Here is a 23,319-nt window from a genome sequence, read left to right as displayed (position 1 = left end):
ATCGAAATAGTTCAACCCTCTCATCGTAACCATTTCAATTTACGGATCACATTCAAGGCAAATTTAGTCACAACAATTTAGTATTATTTTTAGGTGCAGTTTTGGAAACTGGTAATAATTCAGTCGTTCACGCAAAAAGCGGAGGCGTGCGTGAAATGATATCTATCGCGCTGCCGATGGTCATATCCAACGGGTGTGAAACGATTATGGTTTTTACGGACAGGCTCTTTCTCTCACGCATGGGAGCAGAGCAGATGAGCGCCGCCATGGGGGGCGGTCTGTTCATGTTTACAATGATATCCTTCTTCATAGGGCTTCTTGGATATTCTGCGGCAATCACAGCGCAGTATCTCGGTTCCGGACAGAGAGAGAAATGTCCGACGGTTACGTTTCAGGCGGTGCTTACCGCGCTGGCGGCTTATCCGTTGATAATTCTGCTGTTCATACCCTTGGGGCATTATGTGTTCAGGGTTTCGGGGATATCTTCGGTTCAGCTGGGATTTCAGTATTCATACTTTGACATACTGATGTTCGGAAGTGTGCTGATGCTTGTCCGTGCAGCGTTTTCAGGATTTTTCATAGGGGTCGGCAACACCCGCGTGGTGATGTTTTCATCCTTTGCGGCGATGATACTGAACGTCGGTTTCAGTTATGTGCTGATATTCGGCAAATTCGGTCTTCCGGCGATGGGTGTCAACGGCGCGGCATACGGAACGCTTCTTGGCGGTCTTTTCGCTCTTCTGATACTTATATACTCATACATACGATATGCGAAAAGCTCACGTCTTAACCTTAAGGTATCGTTCAGATATGATATAAACATACTCAAGACGCTTCTGCGGTACGGCTTTCCTGCCGGTCTTGAGTTTGTTCTGGGGCTCACGGCGTTCACCGCCATGATCTTTATGTTTCATGCCCGCGGTCCTGAGACTGCTGCGGCTGTAACAATAGCGTTCAACTGGGATCACGTCGCTTTCGTTCCTCTCATGGGGCTTGAAATGGGCGTGACCAGCATATTCGGAAGATATATGGGGGCAAAACGTCCGGATATAGCCCACAAAGCGCTGTTTTCCGGCATTAAAACCGGAGTGTTCTACTCAACGGCAGTGACGTTCTTCTTTGTGTTTTTTCCCGCAATGCTTACGGATGTTTTTCGTCCCGGGCATTACGATCCGGCATTTGAAAACTCAAGGGAACTCGCCGTGTTCATGGTGCGTACAGCATCCATTTACGTTGTTCTTGAATCACTTATAGCATCCTGCGCAGGAGCCTTGCGAGGAGCGGGCGATACATATTTCGCTATGCTTATAACGGTTGGCGGAACATGGCTGGTTGTTTTTGCTGTGTTTGTCAGTCTGCATGTGCTTGGCGTTTCAATGCATACGGCATGGATGACTATGGTTCTGACATTTCTGACAGTTCCTGTAATGCTTACCCTGCGTTACCGCAGCGGCAGGTGGAGAGATATAGCTGTTATAGGGAATCCGACATAAGTTTGTTGATGATTTCCGGAGATGATGGTCTGGCGAGCAGAAAACCCTGAATATCGTGGCATTTGAAGCTGCGCAGGGTATTCAGCTCGTCTTCCTGCTCCACTCCTTCCGCCGTAACTTTCAGTTTAAGGGTTTCCGCCATGGCTATGATAGCCTGAGTGATAGCGGCATTGTCTTTGTCGTTCATGATGTTGGTTACAAATGAACGGTCTATTTTAAGTCTGTCTATAGGGAAGAAGCGCAGATAGTTCAGTGACGAGTAACCTGTGCCGAAATCGTCTATGGAGAGTTTCAGACCAAGGTCTTTCAACTCTTTAAGTGTCTGGAGTGTCTGGTCGACGTCTGTCATAAGGACGCTTTCTGTCAGTTCGAGTTCTATGCAGGCAGGGTCTGCGCCTGTAACTTTTAATATATTCTTTATACTGTTAAGGAAATTCTTCTGCTTAAACTGCACTGCGGATATGTTTACAGAAGTGATTATCTTCTGTCCGGTGTTCATCTCCCACTCTTTGTTCTGGAAGCAGGCGCGCAGAAGCACCCACTCGCCTATGGGGAGTATAAGTCCGGTGTCTTCGGCAAGGGATATAAAACTTGCGGGGGGCATGATGCCCTTTTCCGGTTTATGCCAGCGCAGAAGAGCTTCCACGCCGAACATTTTTCCTGTGTCAACGTTGTACTGCGGCTGATATTCGAGATAAAATTCATCCCTGTCCATAGCATGACGCAGATCATTCTCCATAACAAGCCTGTGCATTACCTTGTTATTCATATCCAGAGAGAAGAACTGGAAGTTATTGCGTCCCTGTTCCTTCGCCTGATACATTGCCATGTCAGCGTTTTTAAGGAGTGTTTCTCCGTCTTCCGCATCTGAAGGGAACATACTGATACCGATGCTGAGGCTGGAGAAAAGCTCGTGTCCGTTGACAAACTGGGGTCTGGAAAGCATATTCATCAGCTTTCCGGCTATGTGGCTTACGGTCTTTTCGTCAACGTTCGTAAGCACAATGACAAACTCGTCGCCGCCCAGCCTTGCAACCGTGTCGCAGGAGCGGACGTTTGCCTTAAGAATGTTCGCTATATTCATAAGGAGCTGGTCGCCTGCGGTATGCCCCAAAGTGTCGTTTATGGTCTTGAAACGGTCTACGTCTATGAAAAGCACTGCGAACGTTTCTTCATTACGCTTGGAGTGTTCCACCATTATCTTTATGCGGTCGAGCAGAAGCTGGCGGTTTGGTAGTCCGGTAAGTGTATCGTAATAAGCGAGTTTTTGTATCTTGTCCTCTGCTTTTTTTCTTTCGGTGATATCCTGAATAGTGCCGACAATGGCTTCAGGTTTCCCATCGGAGTTTTTCAGCAGTGCCTTTGAGAAGATAACGTTTCTGCTGCCGCCGTCAGGCATGGTTATAACTGTTTCGTATGGCTTCAGCTTTCCGGTGCCGAGAATCTGCATATCTGTGCGTGCGCACTGGAATTTCCAGTCGTGGGATGTTATGTCGCGAACGGTTTTGCCTGCAAGTTCTTCTTTTGAAATTCCGACATATTTTTCAAACATTTTGTTGCAGCCTATGTATTTTCCGTCGGGAGTTTTATAGAAGATCGGGTTCGGGATGGAATCCATCATTGATTGAAGGAAACTGAGTCTGCTTTTCAGTTTTTCCTCTTCTGAAATATCTGAAAATTCTATGAGAAGAGTTTTTTTATCGGGAGAAACAGGTTTTATCCTGATGTTGTAAATTGAGATACCTTCATCAACTTCAAGTTCACGTCTGAAAGATGCTTTTCTTTCGCCTGAAAGCCTGAAATCGTCTATGTCTTTTTTCAGAAGCTCCATCATGCATTTTTTCCCGAAATGCCTGTGTGCAGCTTCGTTCAGCCTCAACGGAGTGTCCCCTTCAAGAAGCACCACCGGGTCGGACATATCTTCAAATAGTGTGCGAAAATTACTGGAACTTAAAATGACAGTCTCCGCAAAAATAATAATTATCTTACATTAGCAGTTTTCTTTTGGTTTTTCAATCATCTGATTTCATTCATGGAAAATGAACAAAAAGATAAAAACAGTGTATTTTGACATTAATTCTTTATTCTAACTTAAAAACATGTATAATATGTTTTAAGACAACAGTTTTATAAGAAGGCAGCAGATGGATTCATTGGAAAAGCTGAAAGAGTTCAAGGTTCTTTATGTTGAGGACGATGATATCACACGCGAAATGGCCTCAAGGATGATTTCTAAGTATTTTAAAGATATTGTTATTGCCGCCGACGGAAGGGAAGGGTTGGAAAAGTTCTCCTCCGAATCGCCGGATATCGTTATCACAGACCTCTCAATGCCGGAAATGAGCGGGTTTGAAATGATCTCACACATCAGAAAAATGAACCAGCAAGTACCGATCATCGTTACCACTGCCTACCGAAATGAAACTGAATGTCTTGAAGATGTCAACGCCGTTGTGTTTAAGCCAGTTAACAAAAAACTACTCCTTCAGGCGATATCAAACCTTTACGATTGATTTATTGTGAATTATGGCTAAAATTTAGCTATATAATAGTTTGATTTTTGACTATTTTGGGGATATGATTATTTGTTCTGATATTTCAAGAATTAACGGTGTTAATATCTCGTCAGAATTATTTTTTTCAGGTGGGTTCTAATGAATTCAAAGGTCGAAGTTTTTAAAGCATTGGGAGACAGCAACAGGCTGAGGATAGTTTGTATGCTTGGTATTCGCGATCTGTGCGTATGTGAGATCAATGCGGTTCTGCATATCTCCATGTCCACTATTTCGTCACACCTCAAAGTGCTTCGCAACGCAGGCATCGTTACCTCTAAAAAAGACGGCAGATGGATCATCTACAGCCTTAACAAAAAGGACAGCTTTGTTGCGGACATACTTAACGTTACAGTTAACGGTATGAAACAGGACGAAACGGTTGTTCAGGATACGCAGAAACTTAAGCATATTAATCCTAAGAACTGTTCGGAGCAGTAGTTTTTAAAAAAAATACTGGCAGAGGTTGAATGAACAGACGTTTGTCGGGCGGCGGCATTGTTACATTAGCGGGCGGTTTACGTCAGGGTGACGGTGTCGTTTTTCAGATGGAAAACCCGCAAAGCTATATGCAGATAGCGGAAACTCTGGTTTCCGACATGAGCGGCTTCGGCGGAAAATTTCATTTTATCAGCTTCTGCCGGGATTTTGATCAGGATATATTCTCTGAAAATATAACTGTTTTCCGTGTGGATCCCTCTGCGGGATTCGAGCGTTTTGTAGAGGAATGTTCCAGATACGTTATGCGCGTTGACGACGGCGATATTGTAATTATGGACTGTCTCACCGGGCTGATGGCTTACTGGGGTTCCGACTGGCTCATCGGTTATGCGTATCAGCTGATCATGGATTTTGCCAAGATGCGCAGGCTTACCACTTTCACCGCTGTTCAGCGGAAATGCCACAGGCAATTTACTTCCAGAAAGATAACAGACGTTGCCACAGTATCAGTCCGCGTAATGCGGGACAACATGGGCAGATATTGCCTGGTTCCCAGAAAAGCGAAGGACAGACACTCCGCGGCAATGTACAAACCATACATAATGGAACCGAAAAAGGGCGTGCGTCCAGTTCAGGATACGATGGAAGCCCTTAAAATGCAGAACCCTCCTGACAGACGGAGCGATATGCAGTATTTCACCTGTCTGGACGATCTGTTTCTCGGCGACGAAAACACCGAAGAGCAGGAGGCTGTGAACAGGCTTTGCAAAGTTCTGCTCGGCATGGACGAACGCATACTTGAGCTTGCCGCAAACAACTTCACCCTTGAGGAGATGAAGATAATCCGCAAGCGCACCATCGGTTCCGGTTTCATAGGCGGAAAGGCGGCTGGTATGCTCATCGCCAGAAAGATTATCCGCAAAAAACTTCCGCACCTTCTTAAATATTTTGCAGAAAGCGACGACAGCTTTTTTCTCGGCGCGGACGCTTTCTATACTTTTCTGATTTACAACAGCATATGGGACGATTATATCTCGTTTTCCCACGATCCCGACGGAAACAAGAGCAGAAGGCTCCACAGGCTTGTCATGAACGGCAAGATGCCGCCTGAGATACTGGAACGTCTGGAAGATCTTGTTGACTATTACGGTCACTTTCCCATCATCGTGCGTTCAAGCTCATTACAGGAGGACAGCTTCCGCAGTTCATATGCGGGCAGGTACGAAAGCCGTTTCTGCATCCTTTCCGGTGATGACGCGCAGATGCTTTCACAGCTTGGCGACGTTGTTAAGTCCGTCTTCGCAAGCACCTTCGCACGGGAGGCGCAGAGTTATAAAAAAGCGGCTAGGCTCCACGACAGAGCGGACGTTATGTCCGTGGTGATTCAGCGTGTTTCAGGAGTTTATCAGGGTAATTTCTTCTTCCCACACATAGCAGGTGTTGGACATTCTTATAACTCGTTCGTATGGGATAAAAAAATAGACCCCGAATCAGGACTTCTGCGCATGGTGGCGGGGCTTGGAACAAGGGCTGTGAGCCGATGCGGAACAGACTATGCACGGATGATAGCCGTCAACAGACCAAACGACAACCCTATGCCAGGCGCCGAGAACAAAAGGGCATACAGCCAGAGGCTGATGGATGTTGTTGATACTGTTGCAAACAGGATAAGAGAGATAAAACCGTCAGATCTCGATCAGGACTCTTTCAGACCGTCTCTAAACCTGATAGCGTCGAGAGATATAGAGACAGAGAAAACCATTTACCGTGCCACAGGGTCGAATATCACATCATGGATGGTCGATCTTGACCATGTGATAAACAGAACGTCAGTAATAAAAACGCTGGCAGAGGTGCTGAAAACCCTTGAAACGGAGTACAACAGCCCTGTGGAGATAGAGTTTACCATCAGCTTTCAGGATGAACAGCAGTATCTCATAAATATTCTGCAATGCAGACCTGTTCAGGTTCAGCGTATCAGCGATGAGGACAACCGCGCCGGAAGCCGAGAATATACCGTATTCAAGGCGAAGGGAACGTTCCTCGGAGGCAACAATTCAATACCCATTGATACGGTGATATACGTCAACTGGGAAGAATACGTTCTTCTGCCGCCTGATAAGAAAAAGGAATGTGCGAAGATAATCGGCATACTGAATCAGCGGGTGAAAGAGAAAGGGTTCAGCAGTGTACTGATGGGTTACGGCAGGTGGGGTTCCAGCGTAACGTCCCTTGGGGTTCCGGTGAGCTTTTCGGATATAGACGGTATGCAGGCAGTTGTCGAAATAGGCAGGATTGAGCGCGGGCTGGTGCCGGAGATGTCATACGGAACGCACTTCTTTCATGAAGTTGTGGAATCGAACATGACATATATATGCGTGCTTGAAGATAAGGAAAACTTCCTGATGGACGATACAATCGTTAAGGCTGTCAATATGATAAGAAAGGCTGTTGAAGAACCTGAAGGGCTTGAAAAAGTTATAGGCTACTTCAGATTCTCCAAAAAACCTTTAAGGCTGGTCACAGACATCCGCACACGCACAGTGGCGATATACCGCGAAATCCAGCCGTGGTATTATTTACAGTCGCAGCCGCAGCCGCCTTCTTCTTCGTCTTCCTCACAGCAGTTAAGCTGATCCGTGTCGATAAGAGCGAGTTCGCCGTTTGTGATGGCAATACCAACTTCCATACAGTTGTAGATGAACTCTTCAAAGCTCATTTCGTTTGCTTTCGCAGCTTCGTTAAGCTCTTCAAACATTGATTTTTCAAGATTGAATGCGAAGCTCATCATCTCTTCGGGAGTTCCGCAACCGTCGCTTTCACAGCCGCATTTGTCTTCCTTATGGTTGTTTCCGCCGCAGCAGCCCATATTTCACCTCATTTTTTGTTTATAAGAAAATAACAAAGGTTATTTTATTCCGAATTTGTGTGCTTGCTTTTAAAAAGCCTGCCTCATACAATATGAACAACAGTAACAACTGCAAGGTTTTTATCAGCTTTTGAATGATAATGCAAACAAAGACTTGTAAAAACGGTGATATATGAAACTTGCGATCTTTCAGATAAAACACGGACAGAATAAAAAAGAGAACCTCGATAAGATATTATCGGCAATCAACCTCCATGGGAAGGACTGCGACCTGATACTTTTTCCTGAAACCTGCATGGGTATTAAAACTGATTCGGTGTCGCTTTCCGATATGGCGGAGGATATACATAACGGAGAGTTCATATCCGCTGTTCGGGCAGCCTGTGCCGAAGCTCAGGTTCACGCCTGTGTATGTCTCTGGGAAAAGGCGACTGCCGAAAAAGTATATAATACTGCAGTGGTGGTTGCTCCCGACGGAAGTACAAAGGCTGTTTACCGCAAGCTGCACCTTTTCGATGCCCTGTCGGTTAAGGAATCGGACGATATGACCGCCGGAAGCGAGCTTCCGCCGACGTTTGAAGTGTGCGGAGTGAAATGCAGTCTCGGAATATGCTATGATTTGCGCTTTCCGGAGGTTTTTCGCGGTGCGGCGCTTGGCGGTGTACAGCTTTTTCTCATCCCTGCCGCGTGGTATGCCGGTGAACACAAATTAAATCATCTTAAAACGCTTCTTGCCGCGCGCGCCCTTGAAAACACGGCATATTTTGCATGTGCGGATATCTGCGGAGGCAGTTTTTCCGGTCATTCAGCAGTGTATTCCCCGTTCGGACTCTGCGAAGCGGAGGCTGGTGCTGACGAATGTGTCATATACGCGGATATAGACACTGATAAGGTGTCGTCTGTAAGGAAAATACTGCCCTGTCTTGAAAATATCTCTGCGATATTTAAAGAATTATGATTTTGTCCATGGTTTAAACACAAGTTGTCTTGTTTAGTTCTTTCTACACGTATATACTTCGGGTATTATTCAGGCTTTGATCGGAGGAACGTTGTGTTTAATGTCAGGTTGATCTTGTTGTGTATTTTCTCGGTTCTGCTGGTCTCATGCGGGGGCGGCACTACTGCTTCTAAAAGCAGATATTCAGCGAAAGTCAAACTGGACTTTGAAGACCTTACCACTTCAAAAAGCGGCGTAACAAGCAGGATGCAGGTCGGAAGCACGCTTATTAATTCCATAATAATAGGTTACGGCTACGGTTCAAACCTCAGCACAAAAGAGGTTATTTCCAGCGTTCAGAATGAAAGCGATATTTACATCAACGGGCTGGAACCCGGACAGGAATACAGTTTCAGCGTGTCGGCATACGGACCCACAGGCAGCATGGTCTGCATGGGCGGAGACACTGCGACCATTATTCCCGGGCAGGTTGTCGACGTCAATCTCGTATGTACATTTAAAGATAAATATGCGGTTGAGAACATGCTTCTGAGTGTTGCCTCACAGGGGATGGCGGGAACGCTTTCCGAAGAGGACGCGGAAGCCGTTGTTGCCACGAATTTCGGTGTTAAGGACGGAATGGACAGGGACGCTTTCATAGCCGATCTGAGGCAGGAAGAAGCGAATAAGTTTGCTTTCGATTCCGGTATAAGCCTTTCCCGTGTTGAACTTGTTCAATGGACAAGAAGCGCAACAGCCAAAACAACAGCCGAGGACGACGGAACACTTTCACAGAACAGCCATCTTATTAAACTGATATATTCCGACGGTTCGGTGGATTATGACGATATAGATATGGTCATTGAGGGCGGCGAATGGAAAATAGCAGGAAACGGTCTGCAGTACGGCATGAAAATACGCCATGCCGCCGTGGAGTTTGTTGACTACCCTCACACTACAATATACGGTCTTGAAGTTTATAAAAACTATGACGACGGTTCGGACAACATAGACAGCCTTTCGGTTTCAGGCGACGGGATAACGACAACAGGTTATACGAAAACGCTTAATCCCGATACCGGCGATTACGAAATGCGTCAGGACACGGCTTTTGACGAAAACCTTTCCATACCTGATGATATAAATTACGGACTTATACCCTACACAGGAGACGTTGCGAACGGCGCTTCTGTTGCGTTCGGCATAACGGAAGGTTCCGATACCGACAGCGAAACGTATCATATACGCGGTGGTCACGATTACGATTCCCCCGCATATTCCGAAATACCGACCATATCTCCCCTGACCAGCGCCGACAAGATGTCGTTTCTGGTTCAGATTCCTTCGTGGGTTATCCGTGCAGACGTGCATTACAAACTTGATGACGGGCAGGGGCAGAGCGACGAGGGCGAAAGCTGGCTTTCGATGCAGAAACCTTCATTCTATATTGATACAACATCCCTGACAATTTCAGGTATATCGGACGGTGCGTTCACTTTCAATTTTTATGACAGCAATGACAGTGTCTATACCGTTTATATGCCATACAGCTATTTTACGAATAACGCCGTTAACGGCGAGCTCACCGATGATTCCTTTCCCGCTCTTGGCGGCGGTTTCTCCGGCAGTCTTTCACAGGTTGTAGCGACGGGTCAGTCAGGTGTCACCCTGAACGACATTTTCTACAGTTCTTCTTCAGCTGTTTTCGCAGTCGGTTATTCCGTCTTCACCACGTCTGACAATGTAAACTATAACCCCATAGTTATGAAAGGCAGTTTCACAGCCAGGGGACACAGTATTAAAGCAGGGCTTATCAAGATGTCCCAGCATAATATGGAGCTTTACAACGCGCAGGTTGAAGGGGTTCTCGGAAATGAGGTACTGCTTGCGGCAGGCATTAAAGATACCAACAAGGTTGTTGTTATGCGTCTGTCTTCCGACCTTTCAAGTATAAAATGGGTTAACACCTATTCAAACGGCAACGACGGAACTTCATCCTTCCCGGGATTTGTTTCCATGGCACTCGTAAAGGATTCAACAGAAGTTGCCGTTCTTATGAAAGGTTACGAGAGCGGAGTTAAGACCGCGAATATGATCAAGATATCCGCGGCAAACGGAGCCGTACTTTCTGCCGTACATCTGGCGGATAATACCGGAGCAGATATAACTCCTGTGGCTATGGGTGTTGTAAAAAGCAAAAACAGAGTGGTGCTTCTTACACAGAAGGCGACAACCGGAGAAAACAGCACATGTAATATGCTTGTGTTCGATTCCGACCTGAACCTCATAGGCAACAGCACTGTTATAGAAAACAGAGCTGTCAAAGACCTCAATCTGGTGGTGGCAGGTTCTAACGACAAAATATATCTTTCATACTCTGAAAAGCATGAAAACCAGATACTTTATCAGCCTGTTCTGGATGAGCTTGAACATAATCTCAGCACCAATAACGGAACCTACGGTTTCAGCTTTGTGTCTCACAATGTGCTGACACCCGCAAATGCACAGCTTACTCTCGAATCTTATTACACTAAGCTTCAGGATAGCGGTGACAGGCTTTATATGTTTGTTTCGGGCGGTGATGATGATTCTCAGAATCCTGCACTGTATAATGCAGTTGCGGCTGTGGATATGGCAAGCGGAGATGTTCCGTGGATAATGAGCTTACCGGATATTATGGGTGTGACTGCTATGTCAGATGCGTCCGGTGATTCGCTCCTTATGACGGCGGGAACTCAACTGTTCAACTTTAATTCTGACGGCGAAGTTAAAGGCTACAGTATCCACGATGTCAGCACTGATCTGCATTTTACGACAACCTTGGTGACTCCTGTCTCCGCTGCAAATATAAATGCATCCGCTTTTGTACCGACTGTTAATGCAACCTCGTCTGATACCGAGATGGAGGCAGTCCAGTCAGTCACCGTCAAATCAAATCTGATATTGGTTTTCTGAACGTTATATATCTTCAGAATGGGGCATATGCTTAGCATATGTCCCATTTTTCTATTGTTTAACAGGTTTAACAAATATTGCATTAATTTGACATTAATTTTGGAACGGATGTGATATTGTGCGATATCAAGTGACGAATATCGTCAAAAAACATGTATTCTGATCAATGCGGAGTTGAGAAGATGGCTAAAAAGTCCTTTGAATGTAAAGACTGTGGCACAAAGATAACTGTTAAACAGGCCGGCGCTGTACGTTGCGAAACCTGCGGAGCAATTTACAAATGCTACTTTGAGATCAAAAAAGAATCCAAAAAGAAAGTGATCCCCAAGCAGGTGGCTCAGGAAGAGAAGCAGACATCAATGCTTCATTTCTTCGACGACAAGACCGCCTGAGGAAAGGAATATCACGGTTCATCACTGCAGTGCCGTGATGAACCTAATGTTCTTTTTACATATTTTATTATTCATTATTGCGTTTTTGAACAGTTCAAATGTTTTCATTTCATCTGCCTGACTTAACTGTCTGACACTGTTTATGTCTTCAAAATTATCAAGTACGGTTGAAGCGACAAGTTTGTCGAGTTTGCCGGTCTGAACCATCTCCTGTATTATCTGCGCCACCTTGTCTTTAGGCATGGAAGACCTGTATGGACGTTCCTCTGTGAGTGCCGTGACAATATCCGCCAGTCCCAGTATTCTGCATCCGAGATCAAGCTTGTCGTCTGTGAGATGGAACGGGTATCCGCTTCCGTCGAGACATTCGTGGTGAAAAGCCGCCCAGTTTTTTATTTTGTCAAATATCTGGAAGGTGTTAAGTATCGAATAGGTGTAATAAGGGTGCTTGCGCAGAATAAGTATTTCATCATCATTAAGAGCGCTCTGCTTATAAAGGATAGACGACGGGATGGCGAGCTTGCCTATATCGTGCAGATATCCAGCTATCATCATGGATTTGCAGTCGCGTTCAGGAAATCCGAGTTTTTCAGTTATGAGCTTTGCCACAGCCGCAACGCCTGCGGAGTGGTTTGCAGTAAACACACATCGGAAATCTATGATCCGGCTCAATAGTTTTGCAGTTTCCAGAATACTGTCAATGTCCATGTTGATATGAGAAAAATGGAATCTATGTTTAAGAAGTTTATATTTTTCCTGCTCCTCAATGTCGAACCAGAATGATTCCCTCTCTGACAGTCTGTTAAATGCCGCAAGGTGGTCGGGATTGAATTTTGTTCCGCCGAAACGGTTCACGTTTTCTATTATTCCGTTCTTCTGGTCGAGTGAAGGCTCTGTGCGGCTCAGAAGAACGTCTATGCGGTCTGCCAGATGTATCACCATGGCGCCATCCGGGATAACCTCGTCGCAGGTTTCAGCAAGGTGGTTTATTTCTCCGCCATATGGCGAATGATGGTATTTTACCAGAGCCGGAAGTTCAGGAAACAGTTTAAGGCAGGTGAGCAGGTGCGAACCTACAATTGCGTGACAGAATTCCGAATCACCTTTTTTGTCACTGGTGTCCGCCAGCTCAAGGAATTCGTTCTCCATAACAACGCCTATGTCATGTATGAGTGATGCCAGTACGATGTTTTCTATTTCTTTTGAAGGAAGTCCGGCTTCGGACGCAATGCTCCCCGCTATGAAGGCAACACGCTGATGATGGTTGTTTATCATGGGGTTGACAAGGTCAAGCGCCCTTGAAAGGGCGTAGGCTATGTCGAATGAAGTAGTGACGTATATATCAAAAGGATCTGAATCAAGCTTTTGGTTCATTTCTTCTCCAACGTGCAATAAAACATGTTCCGCAGATAAAAATAATAAAATGCTTCCGATGTTGAAAATAAACTTGGAATACGCTAGTATAACAGGTTAATCGGTATTGTGAATTAGTTTTTTCTTTTTCAGGAGTCAAAATGAGCGAAAATCGTATCAGGGTGCGCTTTGCTCCCTCGCCCACAGGCTATCTGCATGTCGGCGGCGCAAGAACAGCCCTTTTCAATTACCTGTTTGCTAAGAAAACAGGCGGAACGTTTCTTCTTCGTATTGAGGATACGGACAGGACACGTTTTCAGGAAGATTCTCTTAAAGAGATATTCGAGAGCCTTAAATGGATGGGAATAGAGTGGACGGAGGGTCCTGAAAAAGGCGGAGACTTCGGTCCTTATATCCAGTCTGAAAGGCTTGACATATATAAGAAATACGCACAGATACTCTGGGACAGAGGACAGGTCTACCCCTGTTTCTGCACGCCGGAGCGTCTGGAAAAGATGCGCAAGGAGAAGGAACTTCGCAAAGAGATACACGGCGGATACGACAGAAGATGCCGCGATATTTCCAAAGAAGAGGCTATGAAACGCATTGAGGTGGGGGAACCCTACGTTCTCAGGCTGAAAGCGCCGCTGGAGGGCAGCATATCATTCATAGACGGTATCCGCGGGGAGATAGAAACTCCCGTCACTATGGTTGACGATACCGTGCTTATGAAAACAGACGGTTACCCGACTTATCACCTTGCAAGCGTTGTTGACGATCACCTGATGGAGATTTCACACGTTCTGCGCGGCGACGAATGGATAGCCAGCACACCCCGTCACATCCTGCTTTATAAAGCGTTCGGATGGCAGCCGCCCGTCATAGCGCACCTTCCCGTTATCCTTTCGCCCGACGGCGGAAAGCTCTCTAAACGCAAGGGTGCCGCATCCGTAATGGATTACAAACGCGCAGGTTTTCTGCCGGAAGCTCTTCTGAACTTCCTTTCACTGCTGGGCTGGAACCCCGGTGACGACAGGGAGATAATGTCCGTTAACGAGATAATGGAAGCTTTCGATATGCACCGCATATCCGCAAAACCCTCTGTTTTCGACGAGCAGAAGCTTGAGTGGATGAACGGTCAGTATATGGAGCATTACGATTCCGCCAAACTGCTGGCGGACATAGAACCAATGTGGGCAGAGAAGGGACTTCCCGTTGCTGATTTCAGCGCAGAATACAAAGAACGCGTTGTATCGCTGTTCAAGACCCGCTGCAAGAAAGTGACAGAATTCGGCGAGAATGGCGGCTATTTCTTCAAAGATCCCGAAGAATATGATGCAAAACAGGCGGGCAAACAGTTCACTGCGGCTGTTAAACCTGCTCTTGATAAGATAGTTGAAAAGACTGACAGTGTTGCCGACTGGAACAGAGCGGCTCTGGAAGAACTTTTCCACGGCATAGCCGATGAACTTGGCATGTCAGCCGGAAAGATAAACCCTGCCGTAAGGCTCGCTGTAACAGGCGTGGGCGGCGGTCCAGACCTGTTCGACATGCTGGAACTGCTTGGCAAGGATTGCGTTAAACGCAGAGTTGCGGCGGCGTCCGCATGGATAGAAAAAAACGTATAAAGGATTGATACATGGAAGAAGAAGTATCCAAACCGTCCAATTTTATAAAAACCATAATCCGTAAGGATCTGGAAGAGGGCAAGAACGAAAGCCGCGTGCATACCCGTTTCCCGCCGGAACCCAACGGATATCTGCATATAGGACATGCAAAGTCCATCTGCATCAACTTCGGGCTGGCGAAAGAGTTCGGCGGCAAGTGCAACCTGCGCTACGACGACACCAACCCTGTTAAAGAGGATGTGGAGTACGTCGATTCAATCCGCGAGGACGTGCGCTGGCTTGGGTTCGACTGGGACGACAGAGAGTTCTATGCATCCGACTATTTTGAATTTTTCTACGAGTGCGCGGTCAACCTCATCAAAAAGGGCAAGGCATACGTCTGCGAACTGAACGCGGAAGAGATGCGCAAGACCCGCGGCACGCTGAAAGAGGCGGGCGTGGAAAGCCCCTACAGAAACAGAAGCATTGAGGAGAACCTCGACCTGTTTGAACGCATGAGAAAAGGCGAGTTTCCTGACGGCGAAAAAGTCCTCCGCGCAAAGATAGATATGGCGTCTCCCAATATGAACATGCGCGACCCCGTTATCTATCGCATCGCACATGCGCACCACCACCGCACAGGGGACAAATGGTGCATCTATCCAATGTACGACTTTGCCCACGGGCTTGAAGACTCCATGGAAAAGATAACCCACTCCATCTGTACGCTGGAATTTGAAGACCACAGACCCCTTTACGACTGGTTCCTTGACGAACTGGGCGTTTTTCATCCCCAACAGATAGAGTTCGCGAGACTGAACCTCACATATACCGTTATGAGCAAAAGGAAACTCCTTACTCTGGTTCAGAAAAATTTCGTGAACGGCTGGGACGACCCGCGTATGCCTACAATAGCGGGACTTCGCCGCAGGGGTTTTACGCCGGAATCCATAAGGAACTTTGCCGAGATGATAGGCGTTGCCAAAAGCAACAGTACTGTCGATTACGGTCAGCTTGAATACTGCCTTCGCGAAGACCTTAATAAAATAGCCCAAAGGGTTATGGTTGTAACAGACCCGCTTAAAGTGGTCATAACCAACTATCCTGAGGACAAAGAGGAATGGTTTGAGGCGGAGAACAACCCCGAAAACGAGGCGGACGGTTCAAGACAGGTGCCTTTCTGCCGTGAGGTATACATAGAGCGGGACGACTTTATGGAAAACCCGCCTAAAAAGTATTTCAGGCTCTCTCCCGGACAGGAGATGAGACTTAAACACGCATATTACATCAAATGCGAAGAGGTCATTAAGGATGCCGACGGCAATATCATTGAGCTTCGCTGTACGTATGACCCCGCAAGCCGCGGCGGCTGGACGGAGGACGGACGTAAGGTCAAGGGAACTGCCCACTGGGTAAGTGCCAGACATTGCGTAGAGGCGGAAGTACGCATGTACGAACACCTCTTTAATACTCCGAACCCCGATAAAGCACCGGAAGGGCTGGATTTCACCGCGAATATCAATCCCGATTCGCTGAAAGTCACCACATGCCTTGCGGAACCCTCGCTGAAAGATGTCGAACCGATGCAGAAGTATCAGTTCCTCCGCGTCGGATATTTCACAAGCGACAAGGACTCCAAATCGGGTAAGCCTGTGTTTAACAAGACTGTTGGTTTAAAGGATAGTTGGGCGAAAGCACAGAGCAACGGTTAGAATTTTTTTAATCATAAAATAAAAGGCGGAGAGCTTATGCTTTCCGCCTTTTTTATTCTACCTGATTCTTTATTGTCAGGGCATGTCAGCCAGATCCATAATAGAAAGTTCTCTTTGGGTTAAGCTGAAGGAACTAACGGCGATATCCTCAACATTCATATTGGTTATCACTGCGTTACTGAGTCCTATTGTGTTCAGGTCGTTCAAAGGGTCTCCCGTGGAATAACTTGAGAATGAAAATGCGTTGGTCGCACTGTCTATAGGGATATCTCCGACTTCTCCGTCAACGTTAACGCTGACAGAGCTGTTGAAATTTGTCAGGAAAACAGACGATGCCGCTCCTCCTGAAAGCTGTCCGCCGGGCATTTGCATATTCGGAATTATTATCGCCCAGTTATATCCGGTGCCGTTTGCAAGGCTGGATCCGTCAAAAGCCGCTTCTGTCAGCTGGGCGAGTACAGGCAAATAGACAGTTATAACTATGTCGCCGCCAGCTGAACCTATTGACATTGCATAGCAGTATATAAGGTTTTCTGTTCCTGAAGGTGCAGTTACTACAGCTATTCTTGGAGTGAAGTTTTCATAGCCGATGTTAGCGTTATCCATACTTATGAACGATACGGATTGTATTTCATATGCGGAATTGTATTCATTAAGATCGGTGGATATTTCCGCAACAGACAGGTCTGAATAGTTTTCTGAGAAAATTACATATAGCTTTCCGTTGATGCCTGCCGCCATATCAATATTATCAAGTAATGTTTCATCCGCATTATTGTCGCTGATTGAGTTCATAACACTGTCAAAACCTTGGTAGAACTCTTTTGAGTTCTGCAGTGTAAGCTCTGAATCCAGAGCCAGAATCGACAGGGAAGAATAAGCTGTTCCGTCGTCCGCACATGTATACGCCAGAACGGCAACTGCATCGTAAGGTTTAATTACTGCCATTTTTATGGGAACTATACCGCCGTTGGTGTTTGTTACGGTTGTTATACTGCTGTTGAGAATGCTTCCATCCTCTGAAGATACTTTGAGCATCATGACGGTCGAGTTGAATTGTGCATCCTCGTTCTGACCTTTGATAAGCAGCAGAATCTCTTCCGCGCTGTCGGTGTCGTCAACGGAATCCGATATCAGCGACGCGTCGATGAATTTGTGATATTCGTTATTGGCTGTGTCGCTGCTTTGATATTTTTTTATCCAGTCGATATCGTCGCCTGCGGCATTTATCTTCATAACACTTACGAAATTGTCGTTGTCGTAGTTTCCTGCTGCGATGAACTGTGAACCGTCGGATGTTTTAAACACCTTCACCCTGAACATGGTGTTTTCAGAGTTTGCATCCGTATGCTGAACAGAATATGCGCTTGCCGGTGTGCCGTCGCTGTTAAAGGACGCTACCACCGGTTCATAATAGCCATCTGAGTATATATCTGAAAATAATTCTGTACTGAGCACTCCGTAGAAAGAATTATCCGAATTGACTCTTATCCCGTTGAATTTTACGGAGTAATTCATTCCGTCTGTAGAGAGGCTTGCCAGATTGTAGTATCCGTCAACAACAATATCGTCGTCGCTTCCGCCTGATCCGCCGCCGGGTGTACATCCGTTGTCGGCGGATATGCCGAGATTTTCAAATGAGTAATATGTTGAAAAGGCTCTTCCTGTCGGATCGTATGTTGTTAACTTAATTTCTGAATATTGCGGAGAGCTGCCGAGTATGTCAGTCATATCTACAGAGGCTGTTGTTGCGTTGATAGGAACTTTCACAGAACCTGTTACAGCCGTTGAATGACTGTCTAAAACTAAAATATCTATCTGAGCCCAGCTCGGTGTGTATGCTGTCGGCATAGTGAGGTTTACAGTTTTTGTGCAGTAGTTGTCCTGCACAACGGTTGCGGTGGGGAAAACATCCTGTTCCATTTCGGCAGCGGTTATGCCGTCTCCGTCTATATACTGTGTGTCGGTTTTGGATTCGCTGTTGACAGTGGTTATCGCGAAAACGTATGGGTCGCCGTCATTAACGGCTGAGGCATTGCCGTACATTGTCATGTTTTCGTTTATCTCTTTGAAATAATAAGATGACGATGGAGAGGTCAGTTTTGCATATATCGGGTCGGAATCCGTGACTATTGAATAGTTTGCACTGCTTATGCCGTCTCCGGACATTGCGAAGGATGCGATACTGTCTTTAGATACACTTCCGGCACCCACTGTAATGCCTGCAAACTTATCAGGATCCGTCTGGCTGGCAGTGCTGAAAAGCTGTGCCGCCTGATTCTTTATGGAAAGGTCGTAACTGTGTCCGTTGCCCACCAGCTTCCATTCATCGTCTATCTTTGCCGCCCAAAGTTCTTTAAACCGGTATGAGCCGTCGCTGTAAATATATTTAACCTTTGCCGTTGCCGTGCTTTCAGAGGTTTTTGATGATTTTGCTTTAGGATCAAGCATCTGAACGGAAATAAGGCTGAGTCCGTTATCCTTCATTTCTATACGTTCCGCAATGAAGTCTGAAATAAAAGCGTCTCTGTCCAGACCGTTGTAAACGCCGAAATCGGAACTGTCGGCTACGTAGTCTTCCAGATCGGATTCCGTCATGGTTTCGTTTATCATTCCGGTTTCAATGTTGAAAACGAAATTTTCAATAGCATACTTGTCCTGAAAACTGCATGTCAGTGTTAAGTCTGATTCTGTGTTGGGGACTATTGTCAGCGTATCGCCGCCCTGACAGACAAGTGTGTCTGCACCGCTGTAAGCCGCTACGGTGAAGCTGTATTCTTTGCCCGCCTCAAGCTGCGAAATGGTTACGGAAGACTGGTTTTCCGCCTCAGTGGTAACGTCCAGAGAGGTCATGTTTCCACCTGTAAGCCCATATCCTATCTGAACTTTTGATATGCTTGTGTTGCCGATGGTAAACCTTGGAGAACTTTTTGTGCGTTTCTTTGTATCGCTGGGAAGCTGTAGTTTAATTGCTATGCTTGTTTTTGTTTTTGATGTTGTTGTCCCGCCTCCGCATGAAGCGAGAAGAGCGGTAATAAATACGATAGTGATCAGTTTAAAATAACGCATATTGCACCGTAGTGAGAAAGATGATCGATTATCCTCCAAAATGAAGAAAATCTCAATAGAAGCGGTGTCAGATATTTGTAACCTACCTGAAAGAGTAGGTGGAAAGCGGAGGTTAAAAACCTCCGCTTTGTTTAATTATTTTCCTGATTTCAGCAGGTTCCAGTATTTCTCGTAAACTTTGATGGCGTCGCCGACATCAAGCTGAAATTCGCCCTGTTTTATGATGCTGAGAGGGGGATAGATTGTCGCGTTGGTACGGACTGATTTGTCCAGCAGGGCAACGCCCGCCTTGTTGGGGCTGGGGTAACCTACTTCTTCGCTTATCAGTTTGGCGACTTCCGGTTTCATTATATAGTTGATGAACTTATGGGCGTTCGCAACGTTCTTTGAACCTTTGGGTATGCACATGCTGTCCACCCAGAAGATTGCTCCCTCTTTGGGGTAGATGTATTTGATTGCAGGGTTTTCCTGTGCGGCAGCATACATTTCACCGTTGAATGTAAGTCCCAGAGTTACTTCGCCGTTGATGAAAGGCACTTTGGGCGAGTCAGAGTTGTAAACGCGCACGTTGGGACGCAGTTTGCGCAGAAGCTCGTATGCCTTCTTAATTTTCTCCGGATCGGTTTCGTTTCCGGAATATCCGAGGATTCTAAGCGCAATATGAAAAACTTCGCGCAGGTCGTCGGTGAGTATCACCTTGCCTTTATATTTGGAATCCCAGAGGATGCGGTAAGTGTTCGCTTTCTTTTCGTCAACGAAGTCAGAGTTAATTGCAAGAGACGTTGAACCCCAGAGATAGGGAACGCTGTATTTGTTGCCCTCGTCGTAAGGTTTGTTCATAAGCGAGGGTTCCATGTTTTTGATATTTGGCAGAAGCTTTTTGTTCAGCGGGGTAAGAAGTCCTTCCTTCTGCATCCTGTTCACATAGTAGGTGGAGGGGAAGATAACATCATATCCTTTGCCGCCAAGCACTTTCACTTTTGAATACATCACCTCGTTGCTGTCGTAGGTGGTGTATATCACCTTGATTCCCGTCTCTTTTTCAAAATTGCTGAGAACCTGTTCGGGGATATATTCCGACCAGTTGTAGACGTAGACCACCTCTTTGGCGAAAGCTGAAGATGCCAAAAGGCAAAGAAGAATAGCAAAGATCAGTCTTTTCATTTTCTCTCCCTGTTAAGTATTTGAGATATCATAACTATCACAAGCGAAAGAGTGAACATCACTGTACAGAGGGCGTTCACTTCCGGCTTAACTCCCAGCCTGACCATTGAGTATATGCGCAGAGGCAGTATCTCAAAGTCGGGACCCGTTACAAAGAAGCTTATGATAACATCATCCATAGAAAGTGTAAATGCCAACAGCCAGCCCGCGGCAACGGCGGGAAGCATCATGGGAAACAGAACATGGCGCACTGTCTGAAATTCTGTCGCGCCAAGATCCCCCGCCGCATCGAAAAGGTTCTTGTCAAACCCCTTCATGCGCGACATGACAGTAACTGCCACAAAGGGGATGTTGAACGTTATATGTGAAAGCAGAAGGGTTATGAATCCCGGCTCCATATGTATTGTTATGAAAAGTATCAGAAGGCTGATACCCATGACTATGTCTGGCGCCATCATAAGGATGTACACCAGCGACATTATCACTTTTTTACCCCTGAACGTGTATCTGTAAAAAGCAACAGCCGCCAGCGAGCCTATTATCGTTGCGCAGGTTGCGGAGAGTGTTGCCACAAGAACGGAATTGCCCGCCGCCGTCATAAGTGACGAGTTGTCAAGCAGGCTCTGATACCATTTGAATGTGAATCCCTGCCACGATGTACCGAATTTTGAAGCGTTGAATGAATAGACGATAAGTACGAATATCGGCACATACAGGAAAGCGTAGACCAGAGTTGAATATCCTATTTTCAGCGAACGCATCATATGGCTTCCCTGCCTGTTTTCTTGGTGCTTCTATAGTAAATGTATATGACGATGAACATCAGTACGGTGAGTATCATACTTGCCGCCGCGCCCATGGGCCAGTTGCGGGTGAGCAGGAACTGGTTGCGTATGAAGTTGCCTATCAGCAGAGATTTTGCGCCGCCCAGAACGTCTGAAATGTAGAACAGACAGAGTGTCGGCAGGAAAACAAGCATGCTGCCTGCTATCACGCCGGGCATTGAGAGCGGAATCACCACATGCCAGAAGGTGCGCATACGTCCCGCGCCGAGGTCTTTTGCCGCCTCAATAAGTTTGCCGTCCAGCTTTTCAAGCACTGCATACAGCGGAAGTATCATGAATGGCAAAAGTGAATAGACCATACCCACAAGAACGGCCGTTTCCGTGTACATTAGCCGGAGCGGTTCGTCTATGATGCCCACAGCCATCAGTATATTGTTAAGCACGCCGTTGGTCTTGATTATGATGATTATGGCATAGGTGCGTATCAGTGAACTTGTCCAGAACGGAATGATGATAAGCACCAGCAGAAGGCTTTTGAATTTTCCTTTATATTTTGAAAGATTATACGCAAACGGATAGCCTACCAGAAGGCAGAGAGCCGTCGTTATGAATGCCATCTCGAACGAATCCGCCAGAACCTGTAAAAACAGAGGGTCTCTGATAGCCTTATAATTGCTTAGAGTGAAGACAGGAGATATTTCACCCGGAGTATTGCTGGTCATGAAGCTGACCGCTATGACCATCAGCGTCGGCACAAGCACCAGAAGGATAAGCCAGACGGAGATGAGTGTTACGGAAAAAGTTTTAAAACGGTTCTTCTCAGTCATCGGGAAGCAGTACCTCCCAGCCGTCAACCCATTTAACGGCAACCTTTTCACCTGTCTTATATTCAAATTCGGGGTCGTCCTCGTCAAAGAACTCGCTCGCCATTATCTGTGTTCCGCTGTCCAGCCGGACTGTGGAATCAAGCGTAGCGCCCTTGTAAGTCGTTTCTTCTATGATACCCTGAAGCGGATAGTCGCTGTCGGCATCCTTGATGTGTTCAAGTCTGATATCTTCAGGGCGCAGAAGGAGTTTCACTTTGTCGCCTTCGACATATGTATGTTTTTTGGTAAGCCGGCACTGCCTGCCTTCGACGTTTGCGCGGAGCTTGCCGTTAACTGTTTTTTCAATGACCGCCTGAAGAACGTTTATTTCGCCGACGAACTTTGCCACGAACATATTCTTCGGGTTTTCATAGACCTCTTTGGGGCTGCCGTCCTGCTGGATAACGCCTTCGTTCATAACAACCACGCGGTCGGACATGGAGAGAGCCTCCTCCTGATCGTGTGTGACAAAGACGAATGTTATGCCCAGTTTGCGCTGAATATGTTTCAGCTCGGTCTGCATTTGCTTGCGCAGTTTATAATCCAGAGCTGAGAGGGGTTCGTCCAGAAGAAGCACCTTCGGGCGCTTTACGATAGCCCTTGCTATTGCCACCCTCTGTTGCTGACCGCCGGAAAGGTTCTGCGGCATGCGATCCGCGAAGTTTGAAAGCATTACGGTATCAAGCGCTTCTTTGACGCGCTCTTTTATCTCAGCTTTCGGAACTTTGCTCATTTTAAGTCCGAAAGCGACGTTATCGAATACTGTCATATGGGGGAAGAGTGCGTAGCTCTGGAAAACGGTATTCACTTCACGCTTGTTCGGGGGGATGATGCTGACATCCTTGCCGCCGATGAATACTTTTCCGAAGTCCTGTGTTTCAAGTCCCGCTATGATGCGCAGAAGTGTTGTCTTTCCGCATCCTGAGGGACCGAGAAGCGTCACGAACTCCCCGTCCTTTATGCACAGGTCAAGGTTATAGACAACGCCGTGTCCGCCGAATGATTTAGAGATGCTTTCCAGTTTTACTATGTCGTTTTCGCTGCTCATTATCCACCGAGTAAAAGAATCTGTACTTATAATACAAACAATGTGCAGCAGTCTATAAAAAACTGACCCGAAAAGC

Annotated in this window: 17 protein-coding genes; 9 read left to right on the top strand and 8 right to left on the bottom strand. The window is 46.4% G+C overall.

Annotated elements, in window-relative coordinates; genetic code table 11:
- Positions 1–155 precede the first annotated feature (155 nt).
- Positions 156–1,493: an MATE family efflux transporter gene (locus LRY47_RS13360; RefSeq protein WP_295226249.1), complete on the top strand. Its 1,338-nt coding sequence runs from the start codon at positions 156–158 to the stop codon at positions 1,491–1,493.
- Here the strand turns inward: LRY47_RS13360 and LRY47_RS13355 are convergent.
- On the bottom strand, positions 1,474–3,450 hold the full coding sequence (locus tag LRY47_RS13355) for an EAL domain-containing protein (RefSeq protein ID WP_295226298.1): 1,977 nt from the start codon (positions 3,448–3,450) through the stop codon (positions 1,474–1,476). The two genes, LRY47_RS13360 and LRY47_RS13355, sit on opposite strands and share 20 nt — an antisense overlap.
- 187 nt (positions 3,451–3,637) lie before the next feature.
- On the opposite strand from LRY47_RS13355, the gene LRY47_RS13350 reads away from it, so the two are divergent.
- The 3 genes from LRY47_RS13350 (at position 3,638) to LRY47_RS13340 (ending at position 7,122) form a co-directional block, all read left to right on the top strand.
- Positions 3,638–4,006: a response regulator gene (locus LRY47_RS13350; protein ID WP_295226248.1), complete on the top strand. Its 369-nt coding sequence runs from the start codon at positions 3,638–3,640 to the stop codon at positions 4,004–4,006.
- A 141-nt stretch (positions 4,007–4,147) separates the two neighbouring features.
- Complete coding sequence (locus tag LRY47_RS13345; RefSeq protein ID WP_295226247.1) at positions 4,148–4,486, top strand: metalloregulator ArsR/SmtB family transcription factor; 339 nt, start codon at positions 4,148–4,150, stop codon at positions 4,484–4,486.
- Between the two features lie 29 nt (positions 4,487–4,515).
- A complete protein-coding gene (locus LRY47_RS13340; RefSeq protein WP_295226246.1) occupies positions 4,516–7,122 on the top strand; it encodes a PEP/pyruvate-binding domain-containing protein in 2,607 nt (868 codons plus the stop codon).
- Here LRY47_RS13340 and LRY47_RS13335 read toward each other — a convergent pair.
- Positions 7,062–7,355 (bottom strand): hypothetical protein, encoded by a 294-nt coding sequence (locus LRY47_RS13335; protein WP_295226245.1) that lies wholly within the window; start codon positions 7,353–7,355, stop codon positions 7,062–7,064. The genes LRY47_RS13340 and LRY47_RS13335 overlap by 61 nt on opposite strands.
- 172 nt (positions 7,356–7,527) lie before the next feature.
- On the opposite strand from LRY47_RS13335, the gene LRY47_RS13330 reads away from it, so the two are divergent.
- From LRY47_RS13330 to LRY47_RS13320, 3 genes are all read left to right on the top strand, one after another.
- The gene (locus LRY47_RS13330; protein WP_295226244.1) at positions 7,528–8,313 is read left to right on the top strand and encodes a carbon-nitrogen hydrolase family protein; all 786 of its coding nucleotides are present in this window, start codon (positions 7,528–7,530) and stop codon (positions 8,311–8,313) included.
- Positions 8,314–8,427: 114 nt separating this feature from the next.
- The gene (locus LRY47_RS13325) at positions 8,428–11,247 is read left to right on the top strand and encodes a hypothetical protein (RefSeq protein WP_295226243.1); all 2,820 of its coding nucleotides are present in this window, start codon (positions 8,428–8,430) and stop codon (positions 11,245–11,247) included.
- 182 nt (positions 11,248–11,429) lie between these two features.
- On the top strand, positions 11,430–11,639 hold the full coding sequence (locus LRY47_RS13320) for a hypothetical protein (protein WP_295226242.1): 210 nt from the start codon (positions 11,430–11,432) through the stop codon (positions 11,637–11,639).
- A gap of 21 nt (positions 11,640–11,660) precedes the next feature.
- On the opposite strand, the gene LRY47_RS13315 is transcribed toward LRY47_RS13320, so the two are convergent.
- Entirely contained in the window at positions 11,661–13,013 is a 1,353-nt protein-coding gene (locus LRY47_RS13315; RefSeq protein ID WP_295226241.1) for an HD domain-containing phosphohydrolase, read from the bottom strand.
- Between the two features lie 140 nt (positions 13,014–13,153).
- Here LRY47_RS13315 and gltX point away from each other — a divergent pair, with 140 nt between their 5' ends.
- Positions 13,154–14,620, top strand: a complete 1,467-nt coding sequence (gene gltX / locus LRY47_RS13310; protein ID WP_295226240.1) for a glutamate--tRNA ligase — start codon at positions 13,154–13,156, stop codon at positions 14,618–14,620.
- 11 nt (positions 14,621–14,631) lie between these two features.
- Complete coding sequence (locus tag LRY47_RS13305; RefSeq protein WP_295226239.1) at positions 14,632–16,311, top strand: glutamine--tRNA ligase/YqeY domain fusion protein; 1,680 nt, start codon at positions 14,632–14,634, stop codon at positions 16,309–16,311.
- A gap of 75 nt (positions 16,312–16,386) precedes the next feature.
- On the opposite strand, the gene LRY47_RS13300 is transcribed toward LRY47_RS13305, so the two are convergent.
- From LRY47_RS13300 to potA, 5 genes are all read right to left on the bottom strand, one after another.
- Positions 16,387–19,380, bottom strand: coding sequence for a hypothetical protein (locus LRY47_RS13300; RefSeq protein ID WP_295226238.1), 2,994 nt, complete (start codon positions 19,378–19,380; stop codon positions 16,387–16,389).
- 135 nt (positions 19,381–19,515) lie between these two features.
- Positions 19,516–20,544: a spermidine/putrescine ABC transporter substrate-binding protein gene (locus tag LRY47_RS13295; protein WP_295226237.1), complete on the bottom strand. Its 1,029-nt coding sequence runs from the start codon at positions 20,542–20,544 to the stop codon at positions 19,516–19,518.
- Positions 20,541–21,308 (bottom strand): spermidine/putrescine ABC transporter permease PotC, encoded by a 768-nt coding sequence (potC, locus tag LRY47_RS13290; protein WP_295226236.1) that lies wholly within the window; start codon positions 21,306–21,308, stop codon positions 20,541–20,543. The genes LRY47_RS13295 and potC overlap by 4 nt, the downstream gene beginning before the upstream one ends.
- Positions 21,305–22,156 carry a spermidine/putrescine ABC transporter permease PotB gene (potB, locus tag LRY47_RS13285; protein WP_295226235.1) on the bottom strand — a complete coding sequence of 284 codons (852 nt, stop codon included), beginning with the start codon at positions 22,154–22,156 and terminating at the stop codon, positions 21,305–21,307. The genes potC and potB overlap by 4 nt, the downstream gene beginning before the upstream one ends.
- Complete coding sequence (gene potA / locus LRY47_RS13280; protein ID WP_295226234.1) at positions 22,149–23,243, bottom strand: spermidine/putrescine ABC transporter ATP-binding protein PotA; 1,095 nt, start codon at positions 23,241–23,243, stop codon at positions 22,149–22,151. Before potA ends, potB begins: the two co-directional genes overlap by 8 nt.
- Positions 23,244–23,319 lie beyond the last annotated feature (76 nt).

The organism is Seleniivibrio sp. (assembly GCF_021209385.1).
GTDB lineage: Bacteria > Chrysiogenota > Deferribacteres > Deferribacterales > Geovibrionaceae > Seleniivibrio.
The sequence above is the reverse complement of the archived record's forward strand: the minus strand, read 5'-3'. Positions and strand labels throughout refer to the sequence as shown.

Excerpts from the sequence above, each read along its gene's own strand:
- LRY47_RS13360 (WP_295226249.1), top strand. The coding sequence starts at position 156 with ATGATATCTATCGCGCTGCCGATGGTCATATCCAACGGGTGTGAAACG.
- LRY47_RS13350 (WP_295226248.1), top strand. The coding sequence starts at position 3,638 with ATGGATTCATTGGAAAAGCTGAAAGAGTTCAAGGTTCTTTATGTTGAG.
- LRY47_RS13345 (WP_295226247.1), top strand. The coding sequence starts at position 4,148 with ATGAATTCAAAGGTCGAAGTTTTTAAAGCATTGGGAGACAGCAACAGG.
- LRY47_RS13340 (WP_295226246.1), top strand. The coding sequence starts at position 4,516 with ATGAACAGACGTTTGTCGGGCGGCGGCATTGTTACATTAGCGGGCGGT.
- LRY47_RS13335 (WP_295226245.1), bottom strand. The coding sequence starts at position 7,355 with ATGGGCTGCTGCGGCGGAAACAACCATAAGGAAGACAAATGCGGCTGT.
- LRY47_RS13330 (WP_295226244.1), top strand. The coding sequence starts at position 7,528 with ATGAAACTTGCGATCTTTCAGATAAAACACGGACAGAATAAAAAAGAG.
- LRY47_RS13320 (WP_295226242.1), top strand. The coding sequence starts at position 11,430 with ATGGCTAAAAAGTCCTTTGAATGTAAAGACTGTGGCACAAAGATAACT.
- LRY47_RS13315 (WP_295226241.1), bottom strand. The coding sequence starts at position 13,013 with ATGAACCAAAAGCTTGATTCAGATCCTTTTGATATATACGTCACTACT.
- gltX (WP_295226240.1), top strand. The coding sequence starts at position 13,154 with ATGAGCGAAAATCGTATCAGGGTGCGCTTTGCTCCCTCGCCCACAGGC.
- LRY47_RS13305 (WP_295226239.1), top strand. The coding sequence starts at position 14,632 with ATGGAAGAAGAAGTATCCAAACCGTCCAATTTTATAAAAACCATAATC.
- LRY47_RS13300 (WP_295226238.1), bottom strand. The coding sequence starts at position 19,380 with ATGCGTTATTTTAAACTGATCACTATCGTATTTATTACCGCTCTTCTC.
- LRY47_RS13295 (WP_295226237.1), bottom strand. The coding sequence starts at position 20,544 with ATGAAAAGACTGATCTTTGCTATTCTTCTTTGCCTTTTGGCATCTTCA.
- potC (WP_295226236.1), bottom strand. The coding sequence starts at position 21,308 with ATGATGCGTTCGCTGAAAATAGGATATTCAACTCTGGTCTACGCTTTC.
- potB (WP_295226235.1), bottom strand. The coding sequence starts at position 22,156 with ATGACTGAGAAGAACCGTTTTAAAACTTTTTCCGTAACACTCATCTCC.
- potA (WP_295226234.1), bottom strand. The coding sequence starts at position 23,243 with ATGAGCAGCGAAAACGACATAGTAAAACTGGAAAGCATCTCTAAATCA.